A 16,523-nucleotide genomic window follows, 5' to 3' on the forward strand; every position below is an offset into this window, starting at 1 on the left:
ACTGTCTCCCAGATCGCGCACCATACCTTAAGCCCCTGTGTTCTTGATTGTTATGTCTTGGGTCCGCACGCAGACGCGCCGGATCGCCGGCGAGGACGCCAGCGGAGCAAAGGGACCCAACTGCCAAGCTATTTTGGGATACTGTATACGATACTGCATCATAGAGAACTACGCCTCCGGTCTTAGGACGGAAGTAGGTCCCGCCAAAGGGACGGCCTTCAGGAGAAGCGGTCCAGCGCCATGGCCGGGTCGGACAACGTCCGGCCGGCGACGATATCGGCCATGCGCCGCGCGCTGACGGCGGCCAGGGTCAGGCCCAGATGCTGGTGGCCGCAGGCGGCGTACAGGCCGGGATGGCGGCGGCTGGCGTCCAGCATGGGCAGGTAGTCGGGCAGGCTGGGACGGCAGCCCGTCCACTCCGAACTTTCCGCCCCCGGCGCCATCAGGCCGACCTCGCGCAGATGGTGGCGCAGCAGCGCCGGGCGGCGCGGGTCGGGCGCGTCATGCGGCCCGCTGAAATCGGTGAAACTGGTGGCGCGCAGGCCCATGGCCATGGGCGTCACGATGACGGTGCGGTTCTCGAACACCACCGGGCGGTCCAAGATGGGCGTGCCGGGCCCCGAGTCGCCGGGCACCACCACATGGTATCCGCGCTCCGCGATCATGGGCACGCGGTAGCCCAGCGGTTCCAGCAGCGATCCGGAGTTCACACCCAGCGCCACCAGCACGGCATCGGCGCTGATGACGCCGCCGGCATGGCGCAGGCGCCAGCCGACACCATTCCCGCCCTGGCCGCTCTCCAGCCCCTGGATGTCAGCCTTCTCGATGCGCCCGCCGCGCGCGACGAAGGCGGCGGCCAAATCCTGGGTCAGGCCGAAGGGGTCGTTGACATGGCCGGTGCCGGTATAGGTCATGCCCCCTGTGACACGCTGCCGCAGGGCAAGGGGCAGGTCGGGCCAATCGCCCGGGCTGGGACCCCAGGGGGTGACGGGCACACCCAGGCCGTGAGCGGCGGCGACGGACGCGGCGATGGCGGCCTCGGGCGCCGCACTTTCCCAAACGCTGTGATGGCCGCGCGTCTGGAAGCGGCCCTCGGCCCCCGTTCCCACCAGCAGGGTGCGCCAGTCCTGGATGACGGTTTCGATCAGGCCGGACAAAACGGCCGTGCCGTGGGCGTGGGCCCGGGGCAGGCAGGCGCCCAGGAAATCCCTGGCCCAGCCGCGCGCCAGGATGGGCAGGGCTCCCTTTCGGATGCCCAGGGGCCCCCCAGACTTCAGCAACAGGCCCGGCACGCGCCGCAAGGTGGCGAAAGAGGCCAAGGGCAACAACTGTTCCGTGGCGATGTGGCCGGCGTTACCGTAGGAACATCCACGCCCTGGCTCATCCCGGTCGATCAGGATGACCTCATGCCCATCACGTACCAGGGCCAGCGCCGTGGCGGCGCCCACCACGCCGGCGCCCACCACCGCGATGGTGCCGGATCCTGGCCGGAACGGCATGGGTGGGTTGCTGGCATCGGCGACAGGCATGTGCAGAGTCCCTTGATTGGATACAATATCCCATTATACTATCCGTCACGGCGCTTCCCGACAAGCGCGTATGGCGGAAACGTGAAAGGTTTTAAGAGATGTCCCTGCCCAACTGGCGCGGTGTGTTCCCCGCGGTGACCACGCAGTTCAACGAAGACCTCAGCATCAACCTGGCGGAAACCCAGCGGGTGATCGACGGCCTGATCCGCGACGGCGTGCACGGCCTGATCATCATGGGCACCGTGGGCGAAAACAACTCTCTGGAACCGGAAGAGAAGCGCCAGGTGCTGGCCGCCGCCAAGGAAGTGACCGCCGGCCGCGTGCCCGTGATCACCGGCGTGTCGGAACTGACGACGCCGCGCGCCGTCGCCTATGCCAAGGACGCGGAAAAGATCGGTGCCGACGGCCTGATGCTGCTGCCGGCCATGGTGTACGTGCCCACCGAGGAAGAGTTGTTCCGCCACTTCGCCGCCGTCGCCGGCGCCTCGGCCCTGCCCATCATGCTGTACAACAACCCGCCGGCCTACCGCGTGGACATCAGCGTGCCGCTGCTGCAGCGCCTGGCGGAGATCCCGACCATCGTGGCGCTGAAGGAATCGGCCCCCGACACCCGTCGTTTCACCGACCTGGCCAACGCCATCGATGAGACGAAGATGATGCTGATGGCCGGCCTGGACGATGTGGCCCTGGAAGGCCTGCTGCTGGGCGCCCGGGGCTGGATCTCCGGCCTGACCAACGCCTTCCCCAAGGAGTTGGTGGCACTGTACGACGCCGTCGTCGCCGGCGACCTGGCCAAGGCCCGCGCCATCTACCGCTGGTTCCTGCCGCTGCTGCACCTGGATGCCCGCCACGACTTGGTGCAGAGCATCAAGTTGGCCGAGCAGGTCATGGGCCGTGGGTCGGAGCGGGTGCGTCCGCCGCGCTACCTGCTGGAAGGCCAGACCCGCGCCGACGTGATCGCCATGGTCGAGAAGGCGGCAGCCACGCGACCGAGTCTGTAAGTAGTTCCCTCAAACGCCGGCGGGGCTTGTTCGTTTTCCTCAAACGCCGGCGCCAGCATCCGCTGGCTTGGCTTCCTCGCTGCGCCCTGCGGTGCTCGCTCCGGCGCCCGCCGTCGCGGGCTAACGAAGTTGGAACTGGGGAACCAGTTCCAACTTCGTCGGTATCCCCAGTAGTCCTCTGCTTGAGAGCCTAATGCCATGACCACCGCCCCCAGCGTTCCGACCGGCGATCCCGTTCTGCCCACGGGCCGCCAGACCTTCGCCTGCATCGACGGGCACACCTGCGGCAACCCGGTACGGCTGGTCATGGGCGGCCACCCGCCCCTGGTGGGCGCCACCATGAGCGAGAAGCGCCAGGATTTCCTGTCGCGCTTCGACTGGATCCGCACGGCGCTGTGCTTCGAGCCGCGCGGGCACGACATGATGTCGGGCGGCTTCGTCTACCCGCCCTGCAGCCCGGAGGCCGACGCTTCCATCCTGTTCATCGAGACCTCGGGCTGCCTGCCCATGTGCGGCCACGGCACCATCGGCATGGTGACCTTCGCGCTGGAACACGGCCTGATCCGCCCGCGCACGCCGGGCAAGCTGGTGCTGGACGTGCCCGCCGGCCAGATCGGCGTCGAGTATGAGAGGACGGCCGGCAAGGTGAACTGGGTACGGCTGTTCAACATCGACAGCTTCCTGTTCACCAAGGGCGTCACCATCGAGGTGCCGGAGCTGGGCCCCCTCACCCTGGACATCAGCTACGGCGGCAATTTCTACGGCATCATCGAGCCGCAAGGCGCCTACAAGGGCATCGATGACTTGGGCTCCCAGAAGATCATTCACTACAGCGGCCTGGTGCGGCAGCTGGTGCGCGAGAAGATCACCCCCGTCCATCCGCTGGACAGCACCATCCGGGGCCTGAGCCACGTGATGTGGGTGGACAAGCCCAAGCACAAGGACGCCCACGGCCGCAACGCCGTCTTCTACGGCGACCGCGCCATCGACCGGTCCCCTTGCGGCACGGGCACCTCGGCCCGCATGGCCCATTTGGCGGCGCAGGGCAAGCTCAGCGTCGGCCAGAGCTTCGTGCATGAGAGCATCATCGGCAGCCTGTTCGAAGGCCGCGTGGAAAGCGCCGGCACGCTGGGCGATTACGCCAGCATCCGCCCGTCCATCAAGGGCTGGGCGGTGCAGACCGGGCTCAACACCATTTACGTCGACCCCACCCAGGATCCGTTCTGGCGTGGCTTCCAGGTCTAAGTCCCGAGCCTGACTTAGATCTGGCGTTTCCTCCCAAGGCACATCCTCAAGGGCCGGTCCTCGCGGATCGGCCCTTCTTTTATGCGTCGCTCAATTCCAGTCTCCAGCCCAGCGGCATGAGCCGGGGAGGCTCATGCCGTAGGCTGCGACCGCAGCCGCCGGAAGTTTCCGGGGAGCGTCAGCGGACTGGAAACTGAGGACAAGCCAAGGGGCGGATGCCCCACCGGCACCTGAGGCGACCGTCAGCCATGCAGCCCGAAGGGGTTGTCCACGTCGGTCGGCGGGGTGGTGAACCAGCGGGGGCCATCTTCGGTCATGTAGACATGGTCCTCGAAGCGCACGCCGAACTTGCCGTAGAGGCACAGCATGGGCTCCACGCTGAAGCACAGGCCGGCCTCCAGCGGCTGCTTGTTGCCGCCGACGATGTAGGCGGGCTCATGCAGGTCCAGGCCCACGCCATGGCCGGTGCGGTGGGGGCAGCCGGGCACCTGATAGCCGGGACCGTAGCCACGGGACTCCAGGAAGCTGCGGGCGGCGATGTCCACCGCCTCGCACGGGGCGCCGATCCGGGCGGCGTTGAAGGCCGCCATCTGGGCGTCGCGCTCATCCTCCCACACCCGGCGGTATTCGGGGATGGCGTGGCCGAAGGTGTAACAGCGGGTGATGTCGGACTTGTAGCCCTCGATGGCGCAGCCGGTGTCGATCAGGACGGGGTCGCCCTCCTTCAGGAACCAGTCGCCGGGGGCGCCGTGGGGATAGGCCGTGGCCTCGCCGAACTGCACGGCGCAGAAGGTGTTGCCGCCGTCGGCCCCCAACGCGCGGTGGGCCTGGCCGATGAAGGCCACCACCTCCGCCGGGGTGATGCCGGGGCGCAGGATGCCGGCGGCCAGGCGGTGGACCTCCAGCGTCAGGGCCTTGGCATGGGACAGCAGGGCGATCTCATGCGCCGACTTCACCCGGCGGCAGGCCTCCGTCAGGGGGCGGGCGTCCACCAGGGTGGCCTGGGGCAGCGCCGCCGCCAGGTCGAAGAACACGCCGGCATAGCCCAGGGCGTCCACCGCCACCGTGGCGGAGGCCCCCGACTGGCCGCGCACCAGGTCGGCCACCAGGGCGTAGGCGCTTTCATCCTCCTGCCAGGTCCGGACCTGGTCGCCGATGCTGAGGTGCCCGCGCAGCTTGGGCTCCTCGAACGCCGGGCAGACGTAGACGGGGTCGCCGTCCTTGAGGATCACGGCCGCCGTCAGCCGCTCGCTGGGGTGCCAGTCCAGGCCGGTGAAGTAGAGGAGGTTGCTGGACGCCGGCAGCAGCAGGGCGTCCACCTTGCGCGCCGCCATATGGGCCCGCACCGCCTCGATGCGGGCGCGGTATTCCTCCGCCGTGATGGGCTGCACCGCCGCCCGCCGGGACTTCAAGGTCGACAGCACCGCCGGGGCCGACAGCCCCCCAATACCCTTGGTCATGGTCTCAAACCCGCTTCTCTGGGATCACACTAATCATTCAGGCGGCGCAGCGGCACCACCAGCGCCAGCAGCAGCAGGGCGGCGGCGCAGGACCACAGGCCGGCCTTGAGGTACACCGCCTGGTAGGAGGCCAGTTGCGCCGCCGCCGGCAGGCTGCCGTCAACCACCGTGGCCTGGGCCACCAGGGCGCTCAGGCGCTGGCCATAGGCCGTGGACAGGAACCACAGGCCCACCAGCAGGCTGGTGATGGCCGGCGGCGACAGCCGGGTGATGGCCGACAGGCCGGTGGGCGACAGGCACAGCTCCCCCACCTCCTGCAGCAAGTAGAGGGACAGCAGCCAGGCCACGCCCACGCGCAGGCCGGCCGGCGTCACCTCGATGCCGAAGGCCAGCGCCAGGAAGCCCAGGCCGACGAACAGCACGCCGAAGCCGAACTTGGTCACCGGGCCGGGGTCGCGCCGCCGGCCGTCCAGCCAGCGCCATAAGGCGGCCAGCGGCAGCGCCAGCAGGATGACGAAGGCCTTGTCCGGGAACTGTAGCACGGGGGCCGGCACCAGCACCGGGCCGATGTGCCGGTCCGTCCATTCGGCGGCGAAGACGTTCAGGGATGCCGGCCCCTGGTAGAACAGCGTCCAGTACAACACCGACACCAGCATGAGCAGCAGGAGCAGCGCCAGATGGCGGCGCTGGCGCGCGTCGCAGGTGCGGGCGAACCAGAAGACGGCGGCCAGGCCGGCCACGGCCGCGATGTCCAGCACATGGCCCACTACCGTCGGATGATCGACGATCAGCCAGCAGGCCAGCGCCACGGCCAAACCGCCGGCCAGGGCCAACAGGCCGCCCGGCGCGGTGCTGGCGACGCGGGGGCCGCCCTCGGCGATCGGCAGTTCCGGCGGCAGCAGGCGGCGGCCCAGGGAGAAGGTGGCCAGCGCCACGGCCATGCCGATGCCGGCGGCGCCGAACCCCCATTCCCAGCCCAGCGCGGCGCCCAGCCAGCCGCAGACGATGCTGCCCATCAGGCCGCCGGCGTTGATGCCCAGGTAGAAGATCAGGAACCCACGGTCGCGCGCCGCGTGACGCTGGCCGTAAAGGCGGCCGACCAGGGCGGAAATGTTGGGCTTCAGCATGCCCACGCCGGCGGCGATGAGCGCCAGCGACAGGTAGAACAGCCTCAGCCCGCCCGCGTCTGGTGCCTTCTCCAGCCGGCCCTGCAGCGTGACGGCGGCGCCATCGGGGCCGACATAGGTCAGCGTGCGGGCATCCGGGTCGCCACCCTGCACGCTGGCCAAACTGGTGATGACCTGGGCCGTGCCGTTCACCACCACCTGGCGGGCGCCGTCCTCGCCCTCCGCCGGGTACAGGATGGGGCGCTTCAGGTCGAAGGTCGCGTCGGATGTCACCAGCCGTTCCACCGTCTGCGCCGGCTGCCAGGCCATCAGGCCGTGGCCCAGCATCAGGAGGACGGCGCCGGCGCGCACCGCGTGGCGGGCCCCCACCCAGCGGTCGGCCATGAAGCCGCCCACCACCGGGCACATGTAGACCAGGACCCCGAAGGCCCCCAGCTCGGCATAGGCCGACACCTTGTCCATGGACAGGTGCCACAGCAGGAAGAAGATCAGGATGGACTGCAGGCCGTAGTAGGAGAAGCGCTCCCAGAACTCGACCGCGAACAACAGGTAGAGCCCAGGGGGATGACCGCCGTGGTCTTCAGCTTCCGCCGCCGGGCCGCTCTCCGGGCTGTCCGCCCCCACCATTACCGCCATGCCCTACCCGTCCCCGTTATCGTCCAGTGGATGTACCAGGGTATCACGCCGGCGGGCCATCCTGGTGGGCGATAGCGTATCGGATACGATATCCAAACTGTCAAGCATGGCGCCGACGGGCCCATTCCGGCAACCGGACGGACGGCCGCAAACGCCATCGCCTGAGGATGAACGGGAACTAGACCGGGCCATGCGCCAACTGCCCATGGCGCGTCTCACTCGAACCGTCTAGCGTATTTTAGAAAATCAATTGCTTTTACATCCAATATCAGGATGTTCAGAGGCAAATCACAGGGCCGCCTTTTCCAATCCGCATCCCGTCAAGAAGCCACCAAATGATCGCACGCGCCAAGATCGAACGGAAATCCCTGTCGGCCCAGGTGGTTGACGCCTTGCGGCAGATGATCCTGTCGGGGGAATACGCGCTGGGCGCCCAACTGCGCCAGGATGAGATCGCGCAGAAGCTGGGGGTGAGCCGCATCCCCGTGCGCGAGGCGCTGCAGCAGCTGGAGGCGGAAGGCCTGGTGGCCACCATCCCCTACAAGGGATCGGTCGTCGCCCAGCTGTCGCCCGCCCAGGTGCGGGAATATTTCGAGGTGCGGCTGCTGCTGGAAATCGACCTGCTGCGCCGCGCCATCCCGCAGCTGACCGCCAAGCAGATCAAGAAGGCGGAGGCTGTGCTGAAGGAGTTGCACACGGCCGAGGCCGGCCGCTGGGGGGCCTTGAACTGGCAGCTGCACGAGTTGCTGTACGAGCCGGCCCAGCGCCCGGTGATGCTGGACATGGTGAAGCGCATCCATGACAGCCTGGACCGCTATGTCCGGCTGCACCTGTCCATGACCCCCGCCATTCACGACCGCTCCATGGCCGAGCATGAGCAGCTTGTGGCCCTGTGCCGCGACGGCAAGGGGGACGAGGCCGTGGAGGTGTTGCGCGGCCACCTGACCCATGCGCTGGAGGAACTGGTGGTGTTCCTGGAAGGGCAAGAGGCGGCTTAGGTCGCTTCAGACTGCCCGCTTCACCTGAAGGTAATGCCAAAAGCGCCGCGCCAACAATATGGGCAAGGCACCGAACCCATTGCCTATGGCGCTGAACACGGTGATGAGGGCCAAGTCTAGCGCGACGAAGCCAAGAGGCATCTGCCCGGCGGCGTCCCAATTGATCAAAAGCACGGCATTGGTAATTAGTGTAAGCGCCAGGACTGAGACCAGCATCAGCCCGACCCTGCCACAGCGGGCCACAACGAAGCCGGCAGATGTGAAGAAGCCCAGGACTCCGCCCAGGAAAAAGGCTTCGTAGTAGGTGAAGTCCATCTGACCGCTCCCATTTCCCTCATCGCATCATGCCATGGGGACCATGGGATTTCGCTGCCTTCGAAGCACCCTCCGCAACCGCTGGCCTGCGGCGGCGCAAAGCCCCTTCGTGCCAGGGTGATCCCGCCCCTCCCACGTATGCCGGAGGGGTGGCTGCGAAAGCCTATTTGCGAATCATTCTCAATATCAGTACTATGGCCATACAGTTTCCACCGAGGCGGAAGGGGACCCACCATGCCGATGCCGGAGATCGAGGAAGCCACGCTGGACGAGTTGCTGGCCGAACCCATCGTGCGCCTGATGATGGAGCGTGATCGCGTGACGGAGGGAGAGATCCGGACCCTGGTCCATGAGACCTGCCCCCTCCTCTTCACCTTCCTCTTCGCCGCCTGACCTTAGCCCAGCGTAATTTCCGTGCTGATGGTCCGGCGGCCCAGGCGCGGGAAGATGGTGTTCAGCGCGAAGTCCTGCATCTCGGCAGTGAAGGTGCTCATGGCATCGGTCGGGAACACCAGGGCATAGCCGTGTTCCCAGGCGCCGCGCGCCGTGGATTCCACGCCAATATTCGTGGCGATGCCCGCCAGAACGATGGTGGTGACGCCCCGGCGGCGTAGCTGCAAATCCAGATCCGTGCCGTAGAAGGCGCCCCACTGCCGCTTGGTGACGATGATGTCATCCGCCTTCACCAAATCCTCATCCAGCGTGGCCCAGTCGGCCGGGAAGCCGCCCGGCGGCACGGTCATGGCCTGATCCGTCGGCTGGCGCGGGGCGTCGCCGAAATCGGGCGCGAAGGCCACGCGCACCAACACCACCGGGGCGCCGGCCGCGCGGAACGTCTCCGCCAGCGTCTTGGACCGGGCCAGCACCTCGGCCCCCGTGTGCGGCGCCAGGGGCAGGTTGACGATGCCGTGCTGCAGGTCGATCAGCACCAGGGCGGTGGTCTTGGGATCCAGGTCGAAGCTCATGGCAACCTCCAGAAGCGGGGATGGACGGCGGGCGCCGGGAATGGGAATATGAGGGCGTCCTCATGAAAAGATTTATGAGAATGCCCTCACAAAAGTCAACAGCCGACACCGCCGCGCCTATCGCCGCACCCCCGGAAGGCGCGCACCCCGCCGGCCCCAAGAAGCCGACCCGCGAACGGGGCCGCGCCCGCGTCGCCGCCCTGCTGGCCGCCGCCGGCGCCGTGTTCGCGGAGAAGGGCTATGACGCCGCCACGATGACGGAGATCGCGGCCAAGGCGGGGGCGCCCATCGGCTCACTCTACCAGTTCTTCCCCACCAAGGCGGTGCTGGCCGACGCCCTGCTGGCCCAATACGCGGACACGCTGGTGGCGTCGCTGGCGGATCTGGAGTCGCGTGCCGCGACCCTGTCCCCGGGCGAGCTGGCGGCGGCCCTGCTGGCCGTTCTGCCCAGCCTGAAAGTGGAGCGTGCCGCCGCCTTCGCCCTGATCGACGCCCGCCCGGACATGGTGGCGCAGCAAGGGCGGTTACGCGCCGGCCTGCGCCAGGGCATCGCCGCCATCCTGCGCGCCAAGTCCCCCGCCCTGCCCCCGGAGCGGGCGGCCACCATGGCCGTCACCCTGCTGCAGATGATGAAGGGGGCGGCGGCATTGGGCGATGAACCCGACCTGCCCCACGGGCAGGAAGCCCTGGCCGGCCTGGTCCACGCCGCCAGCCTATTCCTGAAAGACGCGCTGGGTTAAACCGGCCAGCGCCGGCTGGCGGCGGGATGGCCGTCGGGCAGCCGCGCACCCTGGCCCGTCAGCTTCTGGCGCAGGGTGCCGGGCGCGTACTCCGTCTTGTAGGCACCGCGCCGCTGCAGCTCCGGCACCACCAGCTCCACGAAATCGTCGAAGCATTCCGGCGTCACCGTGCGTGCCAGGATGAAGCCGTCCACGTCCGCCTCGCGCACCCAGGCCGTCAGCTCATCCGCCACCGTGGCCGGGCCGCCGACGATGGGCACTTGGCGCCCGCCCAGCTTCAGTCCCTCCACCAGGCCACGCCGGGTCAGCACCTTGTCCGGCCGGCGGGCGGCCTGGTTCTCGATGTTCGACGTCACCGCCTGGCTCTGCCCGGCATGGATGGGCTCATCCCACTCCTGGGCGGCGAAGTCGATGCCTAGGGAGGCGGAGGCATGGGCCAAGGCGCCCTCCACACTGGCGTGGCGCTCATAATCCGCCCGCTTGGCCTGGGCCAGGGCGTCGGTCTCCGCCACCACCACCGTGGCGCCGACGAAGACCTTGAGGTCGGCGGGGTCGCGGCCCAGCGTGCGGGCCAGGTCGCGCAGGTCGGCCACCAGGCGGGCAACGTGCGGCTTGGGCCCGCCATTGACGAAGACGCATTCGGCATGGGCGGCGGCGAACCTGCGTCCCCGGTCGGACGATCCCGCCTGGTACAGCACCGGCGTGCGCTGGGGTGAGGGCTCGGCCAGGTGCACGCCCTCCATCCGAAAGTGCGGGCCGTGGTGGCGCACGGCGCGGACGCGGGCCGGGTCGGCATAAGTGCCACCCTCGCGGTCGCGGCGCACGGCGTCATCGGCCCAGCTGCCTTCCCATAGGCGGTAGACGACGTCCATGTATTCCTCGGCCACGGCGTAGCGGTCATCGTGCGCCGCCTGGCCGTCCAGGCCCAGGGCGCGGGCGGCGCTGTCCAGGTAGCCGGTGACGATGTTCCAGCCGATGCGCCCGCCCGTCAGGTGGTCCAGCGTGCTCATGCGCCGGGCGAAGGTGTAGGGCGGCTCGTAACTCAAATTGGCGGTGACGCCGAAGCCCAGGTGGGTGGTGGCCGCCGCCATGGCCGGGATCAGCAGTAGGGGATCGCCCACGGGCAGCTGCACCGCCTCGCGCACCGCCGTCTGCGGCCCGCCTTGGTAGACGTCGTAGACGCCCAGCACGTCGGCCAGGAACAGCCCGTCGAACAGGCCCCGCTCAAGCGTGCGCGCCAGGTCCATCCAGTAGGCGAGATCGGTGTATTGCGTCGAACGGTCGCGCGGGTGGCGCCACAGGCCCTGGTGGATATGGCCGACGCAGTTCATGTCGAAGGCGTTGAGGCGGATTTGCTTCATGGCGGAGACGTCCGGTTGGGCCGGGGGCGGGCCCGGGGGCGGGAGCGGCGCGCCATGATGGCAAGTCGACCACATTGCCGCCATGAAATTGCCAAGTGACACCCGGGGGCGGATCTCCTATGACACGGGGCTGTCCATACAGCCTATCCGGGGTAATCCGCGCCCCGGTCGTTTCCAGGGAACGGTTCCCCCGTGTCGCGATCCATCCGGTTCGGCCTGACGGCCGCTGTCGCCTTCGCCGCCCCCGCCCTGCTGGCGGGCTGCGCCGCCGACTATTCGCCCAACACCTACAACGCCACCGCTGTGCAGCAGGCCAACAAGGCCGAGCCGGGGGTGATCATCGGCTTCCGCCAGGTGTCGATCAGCGCCAGCGGCACCGTGGGCGCCGTGGCGGGCGGGGCCGCCGGCGGCATCCTGGGCTCGCAGATCGGCCCCAACGGCGCCCTGGGCGCCGTGGGCGGCACCGTGGTGGGCACCATCGTCGGCACGGGCGCCGAGCACATGACCGGCGACACCACCGGCTGGGAGTACATCGTGCGCAAGCCCAACGGCGACCTGCTGTCGGTGACCCAGCGCGAGCCCACGCCCATTCCGCTGGGGCAGAAGGTGCTGGTCATCACCGGCAACCAGGCGCGCATCGTCCCCGACTACACCGTCAACATCGACCCGGAACCCAAGCCGGAGCCCAAGGCCGAGACGAAGCCGGAGAAGCCCGCCAAGCACATGGCCCCCGCCCCGGTGGCGCCCACACCGACGCCCACACCGGCCCCCATGGAGCCCACGGCTCCGGCCCCCACGCCGGAAGCGGCCCCGGCGGCCACCGCCCCCGTGACCCCGGCCGAGCCCGCGCCCGCGGCGAAGGCGCCCCAGCCCGACCCGGCCGCGCCGGTGCCGCAGCCTCAGGCCCAGCCACAGGCGGCACCCGCCGCCCCGCAGGACTCGGCCCCCGTTCCCCAGCCTCAGGCGGCCCCTCCGGCGGAGGCGCCCAAAGCCGACCCCACCCCGGCACCCGCCTCCCAGCCTCCCGCCGCCGACCCGGCCCCCAAGACGGGCTGGATCCCGGCGGAGGCCGACTCGGCGCCGGCGGCCACCGCCACCGAAGGCGACACGCCCAAGTAAACACCCAAGCTAGGAAGCGCCCCCATGACCGCGCTGCGCACGCTGTATCCGGCCATCGAGCCCTATGAGACCGGCACGCTGGATGTCGGCGATGGGCACGTGATCCATTACGAGCGGTGCGGCACCCGGGGGGCCAAGCCCGTGGTCTTCCTGCACGGCGGCCCGGGCGGCGGCACCAGCCCCGGCCAGCGCCGCCTGTTCGACCCGGCCTTGTACGACATCCTGCTGTTCGATCAGCGCGGCTGCGGCAAGTCCACGCCGCACGCCAGCCTGGAAGCCAACACCACCTGGCACCTGGTCGCGGATATCGAGCGCCTGCGCACGCTTATGGGTGTGGACAAGTGGCAGGTGTTCGGCGGCTCCTGGGGCTCCACCTTGGCGCTGGCCTATGCCGAGGCGCATCCCGACCGGGTGAGCGAGCTGGTGCTGCGCGGCATCTACACCCTGACCAAGGGGGAACTGCTTTGGTACTACCAGTTCGGCGCGTCGGAGCTGTTCCCCGACAAGTGGGAGCGCTTCCAGGCCCCCATTCCGGAGGCCGAGCGCGATGACATGATGGCGGCCTACCACCGCCGCCTGACGGGCGATGACGAGGCGGCCAAGCTGGAGGCGGCCAAGGCCTGGACCATTTGGGAAGGGGAGACGGTGACCCTCCTGCCCAATCCCGAGTATTCGGCGCCCTTCAAGGACGGGCATTTCGCCCTGGCCTTCGCCCGCATCGAGAACCACTACTTCATGCACGGCGCTTGGCTGGACGAGGGCCAGTTGGTGCGCGACGTGGGCCGCATCCGCCACATCCCGGCCACCATCGTCCACGGCCGCTACGACATGCCCTGTCCCGCCCGCTACGCCTATGCCCTGCACAAGGCCTGGCCAGAGGCGGACTTCCACCTGATCGAGGGCGCCGGCCACGCCCATGCCGAGCCCGGCATCCTGGACCAACTGATCCGCGCCACCGACCGCTACGCCGGGAAGGTTTGAAGCGCGGGTCCCGGTTACCTTATTTCAGCAGTTCCTCCAGCGCGCCCTTCCACACCTTGGCCTGGGTCAGGGTCTGGTGGCCGCGGGTCTCGTCCGAGGCCGGGATCAGGACGTAGCGGCCGTGGGGGATGCGCTTCATGGCCGCTTCCATCACGCCCAGTTCGGCCGGGTTCAGCAGGTCGTCGGCGAAGTTCACCGCCACCAGCTTGGCCTTGATCTTCTCCAGGTCCGGGCCGGGGTCGTAGTCGTACGAGGACTCGAACCAGTAGAGATAATCGTTGGCGTCCACGGTCTTGGCGTAGTCGGCCACCCACTGGTCATAAAGGGTGGTGGCCGCCGTCCGGCTGGGGGCCTGCCGCTGCAGCACGGACGCGTTGTTGACCATGATCTGGAAGATGGGCAGGGCGTGGGTGTAGCCGGTGGGTGGCGTGGCGTAATCGCCGTCCTTCCACTCTGGATCGTTGCGGATGGCCTCGATGATCAATTGGCGCCACAACATGTTGCGGCCGGAAATGGCGACGGGCTGTGAGGCGATGGGCATCAGCGCGTCCATCATGTCCGGATGGCGCTCCCCCCAGATCCAGGTCTGCATGCCGCCCATGGAGGTGCCGGCGACCAGCTTCAGGTGCTTGATGCCCAGGCCCTGGGTGACGATCCGGTACTGGCCCTCCACCGCGTCGATATAGCCGTAGTGGGGGAAATGGCCCTTCATGCCGTCCGACGGCTTGGAGGAGCCGCCGTGGCCGATGCCGTCGGCCAGGATGATGAAGTACTTGGCGGCATCCAGCGGCTGGCCTGGCCCGAACAGCTCCCCACCCAGGCTGGCGTTCAGGAAGTTGCGGCCGCTTCCCGTCGTGCCGTGCAGCAGCAGAACCCCATTGGCGATGGCGCCCGACGCGTCACGCTGCGGCGTGCCCAGGGTGGTGTAGTGGAACTTGGCGTTGGCCAGATGCTTCCCATTGGTCAGGGCGAAGTCGCGGACGATGACGTCACCCTCCGTCTGGTTGGGGTAGCTGGGGGGCGCACCATCGGCGGCGGCCACGCCGGCCAGGGCCAGCGCCGCGGTGAGGGCCAGGGTGGAAAGCCAGGCTTTCATCGTTCTTCCTTCTGCCAACAACCCCGCGCCATCCGAAGACGGCGCGGGCCTTCCTTTTATCGGTGAGGGCAACGATTCCACCCGGACCGGCCGCACCGCAAGAGACGCTTTTCCGTCAGATGGCGCGCCCATCAGGCGGCGCGCCCATCAGGCGGCGCGCAAGGCCGCCAGGAAGGTGGAGACGCTGGTGCGCAGGCCGTCGGCCTGGGACGACAGGTCGTCGGCCGCCATCAGCACCTCACCCGCCACGCTGCCGGTCTCGCCGGCCACCTGGCGCACGCCGTTCATGCCGGCGCTGACCTCGCTGGTGCCGCGCGCGGCCTCGGCCACGTTGCGGGCGATCTCCTGCGTGGCGGCGCCCTGTTCCTCCACCGCCGCGGCGATGGTGGTGGTGATGTGGTCGATCTCGCCGATGGTCTGGCCGATGGCGGCGATGGCGCTGGCGGCCTCCCCGGTCGCGGCCTGCATGGATTCGATCTGCTGCCGGATGTCGTTGGTGGCCCGTTCCGTCTGGTTGGCCAGGGCCTTCACCTCGCTGGCCACGACGGCGAAGCCCTTGCCGGCCTCGCCGGCGCGCGCCGCCTCGATGGTGGCGTTCAGGGCCAGCAGGTTGGTCTGGCCGGCGATGTCGCTGATCAGCGCCACGACTGCGCCGATCTGCTGGGCGGCTTCCGTCAGGCTGGTCACGGCGACGTTGGTGCGCGTCGCCTCGGCCACCGCCTTGGCGGCGATGGTGGCGGATACGGAGACCTGGCGGCCGATCTCACCGATGCTGGCGCCCAGTTCCTCCGCCGCCACGGCCACGGTCTGCACATTGGCGGCCGCCTGTTCCGAGGCGCCGGCCACCGCCACCGCGTCACGGGCGCCGGTGTCGGCGATGCGGGTCAGGTTCTCCGCCGTCTCATGCAGGCCGCTGGAGGCCTGGGTGACCGACCGCAGGGTCTGGGCGACGTCGGTGTCGAAGGTTTGGACCAGGGCGTCCACGCGGTTGGCCCGTTCCGTCTTGGCCGCCGCCTCCGCCGCCTGGGTCGCCGCCAGTTCGTCCACCTGGCGCATGCTGGTACGGAAGACGTCGACGGCGCGCGCCATGTCGCCCACCTCGTCCCGGCGGGCGGTGGCGTCCAGGGTGAAGTCATAGTCCTTCTGCGCCAGGCGACGCATCACGCCCGCCAGGCGGGCCAGGTGCTGCACCACATCCCTGTCCAACCACAACACGGCACCCGCCGACACCAGCACGGCCACCACGGCGAAGATGCCGATGCTCCACAGCGCGTGGGTGTACGAGGACTGGACCACGTCGTTGGCCTTGGCGGCGCCGGCGCGGTCATAGGCGCTGAGCGCCTCCAGCGATTCCTGCACCTTGCGGAAGGCCGCGACGATATCGCCGTTCATGGTCTTGTCCGCCTGCTCATGGTTCTGCTTGGCGGTTTCGAACACGGCGGCCATGCTGGCCTCGTATGGCCCGCGCAGGGCCTGGTACTTGGCGTACAGGGCGGCCATCTCCCCCGCCTGGCCCACGGCCTCGAACCGTGCCACCGCCGCGTTCAGATCAGCCGTCTGCTTGCCATAGAGCTTGATGGCCTCATCCCGCGCCTTGTCGTCGCCCGCCGCCACGACCCGGCCGGCGGAGATGCGCTGGCGGGCGGTGAAGGCCTTCATGTCGCCCACCGCGTCCACCGACGGCAGCCAGACATCGCGGATTTCCGTGGCCGCGCTGTTGATCGTGCCAATCCGCCACAGGGACAGCAGGCTGATGGCGATGGTCAGCAGTAACAGGCCACCGAACGCGGCCAACAACTTGGGACGCAGAGCGAGATTTATAAAATTCACCGTAAATGCTATCGAGCGCGCAGTAATTCAACCTTGAAGGTCGCAGCTTATAAGCGCTCTGTTACCCTTTGATGTGATGCGGCGAATCCGCCCATCGGCCATGTTTCAACCGCATTCTGA

The 16,523-nt window shown here is 68.7% G+C and carries 15 protein-coding genes; 7 read left to right on the top strand and 8 right to left on the bottom strand.

The features are described from left to right. Positions 1 to 218: 218 nt before the first annotated feature. Positions 219 to 1,529 carry an NAD(P)/FAD-dependent oxidoreductase gene (locus UAA55_RS27860; protein WP_322956910.1) on the bottom strand — a complete coding sequence of 437 codons (1,311 nt, stop codon included), beginning with the start codon at positions 1,527 to 1,529 and terminating at the stop codon, positions 219 to 221. 98 nt (positions 1,530 to 1,627) lie between these two features. On the opposite strand from UAA55_RS27860, the gene UAA55_RS27865 reads away from it, so the two are divergent. Beyond that, positions 1,628 to 2,530, top strand: coding sequence for a dihydrodipicolinate synthase family protein (locus tag UAA55_RS27865; RefSeq protein WP_322956913.1), 903 nt, complete (start codon positions 1,628 to 1,630; stop codon positions 2,528 to 2,530). A 198-nt stretch (positions 2,531 to 2,728) separates the two neighbouring features. Further along, positions 2,729 to 3,775, top strand: a complete 1,047-nt coding sequence (locus tag UAA55_RS27870; RefSeq protein ID WP_322956914.1) for a 4-hydroxyproline epimerase — start codon at positions 2,729 to 2,731, stop codon at positions 3,773 to 3,775. A 242-nt stretch (positions 3,776 to 4,017) separates the two neighbouring features. Here the strand turns inward: UAA55_RS27870 and UAA55_RS27875 are convergent, their stop codons facing one another. Further along, the gene (locus UAA55_RS27875; protein WP_322956916.1) at positions 4,018 to 5,235 is read right to left on the bottom strand and encodes a M24 family metallopeptidase; all 1,218 of its coding nucleotides are present in this window, start codon (positions 5,233 to 5,235) and stop codon (positions 4,018 to 4,020) included. Positions 5,236 to 5,264: 29 nt separating this feature from the next. Beyond that, a complete protein-coding gene (locus UAA55_RS27880) occupies positions 5,265 to 6,998 on the bottom strand; it encodes a peptide MFS transporter (RefSeq protein ID WP_322956918.1) in 1,734 nt (577 codons plus the stop codon). Positions 6,999 to 7,333: 335 nt separating this feature from the next. Here UAA55_RS27880 and UAA55_RS27885 point away from each other — a divergent pair, with 335 nt between their 5' ends. Next, complete coding sequence (locus UAA55_RS27885; protein WP_322956920.1) at positions 7,334 to 7,996, top strand: GntR family transcriptional regulator; 663 nt, start codon at positions 7,334 to 7,336, stop codon at positions 7,994 to 7,996. A 6-nt stretch (positions 7,997 to 8,002) separates the two neighbouring features. On the opposite strand, the gene UAA55_RS27890 is transcribed toward UAA55_RS27885, so the two are convergent. Then, complete coding sequence (locus UAA55_RS27890) at positions 8,003 to 8,311, bottom strand: hypothetical protein (protein ID WP_322956922.1); 309 nt, start codon at positions 8,309 to 8,311, stop codon at positions 8,003 to 8,005. Between the two features lie 234 nt (positions 8,312 to 8,545). Here UAA55_RS27890 and UAA55_RS27895 point away from each other — a divergent pair, with 234 nt between their 5' ends. Continuing rightward, entirely contained in the window at positions 8,546 to 8,704 is a 159-nt protein-coding gene (locus tag UAA55_RS27895) for a hypothetical protein (RefSeq protein ID WP_157999518.1), read from the top strand. A 2-nt stretch (positions 8,705 to 8,706) separates the two neighbouring features. Here the strand turns inward: UAA55_RS27895 and UAA55_RS27900 are convergent, their stop codons facing one another. Then, positions 8,707 to 9,276 carry a hydrolase gene (locus tag UAA55_RS27900; protein WP_322956924.1) on the bottom strand — a complete coding sequence of 190 codons (570 nt, stop codon included), beginning with the start codon at positions 9,274 to 9,276 and terminating at the stop codon, positions 8,707 to 8,709. Positions 9,277 to 9,356: 80 nt separating this feature from the next. On the opposite strand from UAA55_RS27900, the gene UAA55_RS27905 reads away from it, so the two are divergent. Next, complete coding sequence (locus tag UAA55_RS27905) at positions 9,357 to 10,016, top strand: TetR/AcrR family transcriptional regulator (protein ID WP_322956925.1); 660 nt, start codon at positions 9,357 to 9,359, stop codon at positions 10,014 to 10,016. On the opposite strand, the gene UAA55_RS27910 is transcribed toward UAA55_RS27905, so the two are convergent. After that, positions 10,013 to 11,377 (bottom strand): LLM class flavin-dependent oxidoreductase, encoded by a 1,365-nt coding sequence (locus tag UAA55_RS27910; protein WP_322956926.1) that lies wholly within the window; start codon positions 11,375 to 11,377, stop codon positions 10,013 to 10,015. The genes UAA55_RS27905 and UAA55_RS27910 overlap by 4 nt on opposite strands. Before the next feature lie 192 nt (positions 11,378 to 11,569). On the opposite strand from UAA55_RS27910, the gene UAA55_RS27915 reads away from it, so the two are divergent. Together UAA55_RS27915 and pip are read left to right on the top strand one after the other, a co-directional pair. Then, positions 11,570 to 12,496 carry an outer membrane lipoprotein gene (locus UAA55_RS27915; protein WP_322956927.1) on the top strand — a complete coding sequence of 309 codons (927 nt, stop codon included), beginning with the start codon at positions 11,570 to 11,572 and terminating at the stop codon, positions 12,494 to 12,496. 24 nt (positions 12,497 to 12,520) lie between these two features. Continuing rightward, entirely contained in the window at positions 12,521 to 13,477 is a 957-nt protein-coding gene (pip, locus tag UAA55_RS27920) for a prolyl aminopeptidase (protein ID WP_322956928.1), read from the top strand. Positions 13,478 to 13,496: 19 nt separating this feature from the next. Here pip and UAA55_RS27925 read toward each other — a convergent pair whose 3' ends face one another. Continuing rightward, on the bottom strand, positions 13,497 to 14,573 hold the full coding sequence (locus UAA55_RS27925) for an alpha/beta fold hydrolase (protein WP_322956930.1): 1,077 nt from the start codon (positions 14,571 to 14,573) through the stop codon (positions 13,497 to 13,499). Positions 14,574 to 14,720: 147 nt separating this feature from the next. Continuing rightward, positions 14,721 to 16,403 (bottom strand): methyl-accepting chemotaxis protein, encoded by a 1,683-nt coding sequence (locus tag UAA55_RS27930; protein ID WP_322956931.1) that lies wholly within the window; start codon positions 16,401 to 16,403, stop codon positions 14,721 to 14,723. Positions 16,404 to 16,523 lie beyond the last annotated feature (120 nt).

This window comes from Nitrospirillum guanabarense, assembly GCF_034653355.1.
In the GTDB taxonomy this organism is placed as follows: Bacteria; Pseudomonadota; Alphaproteobacteria; order Azospirillales; family Azospirillaceae; genus Nitrospirillum.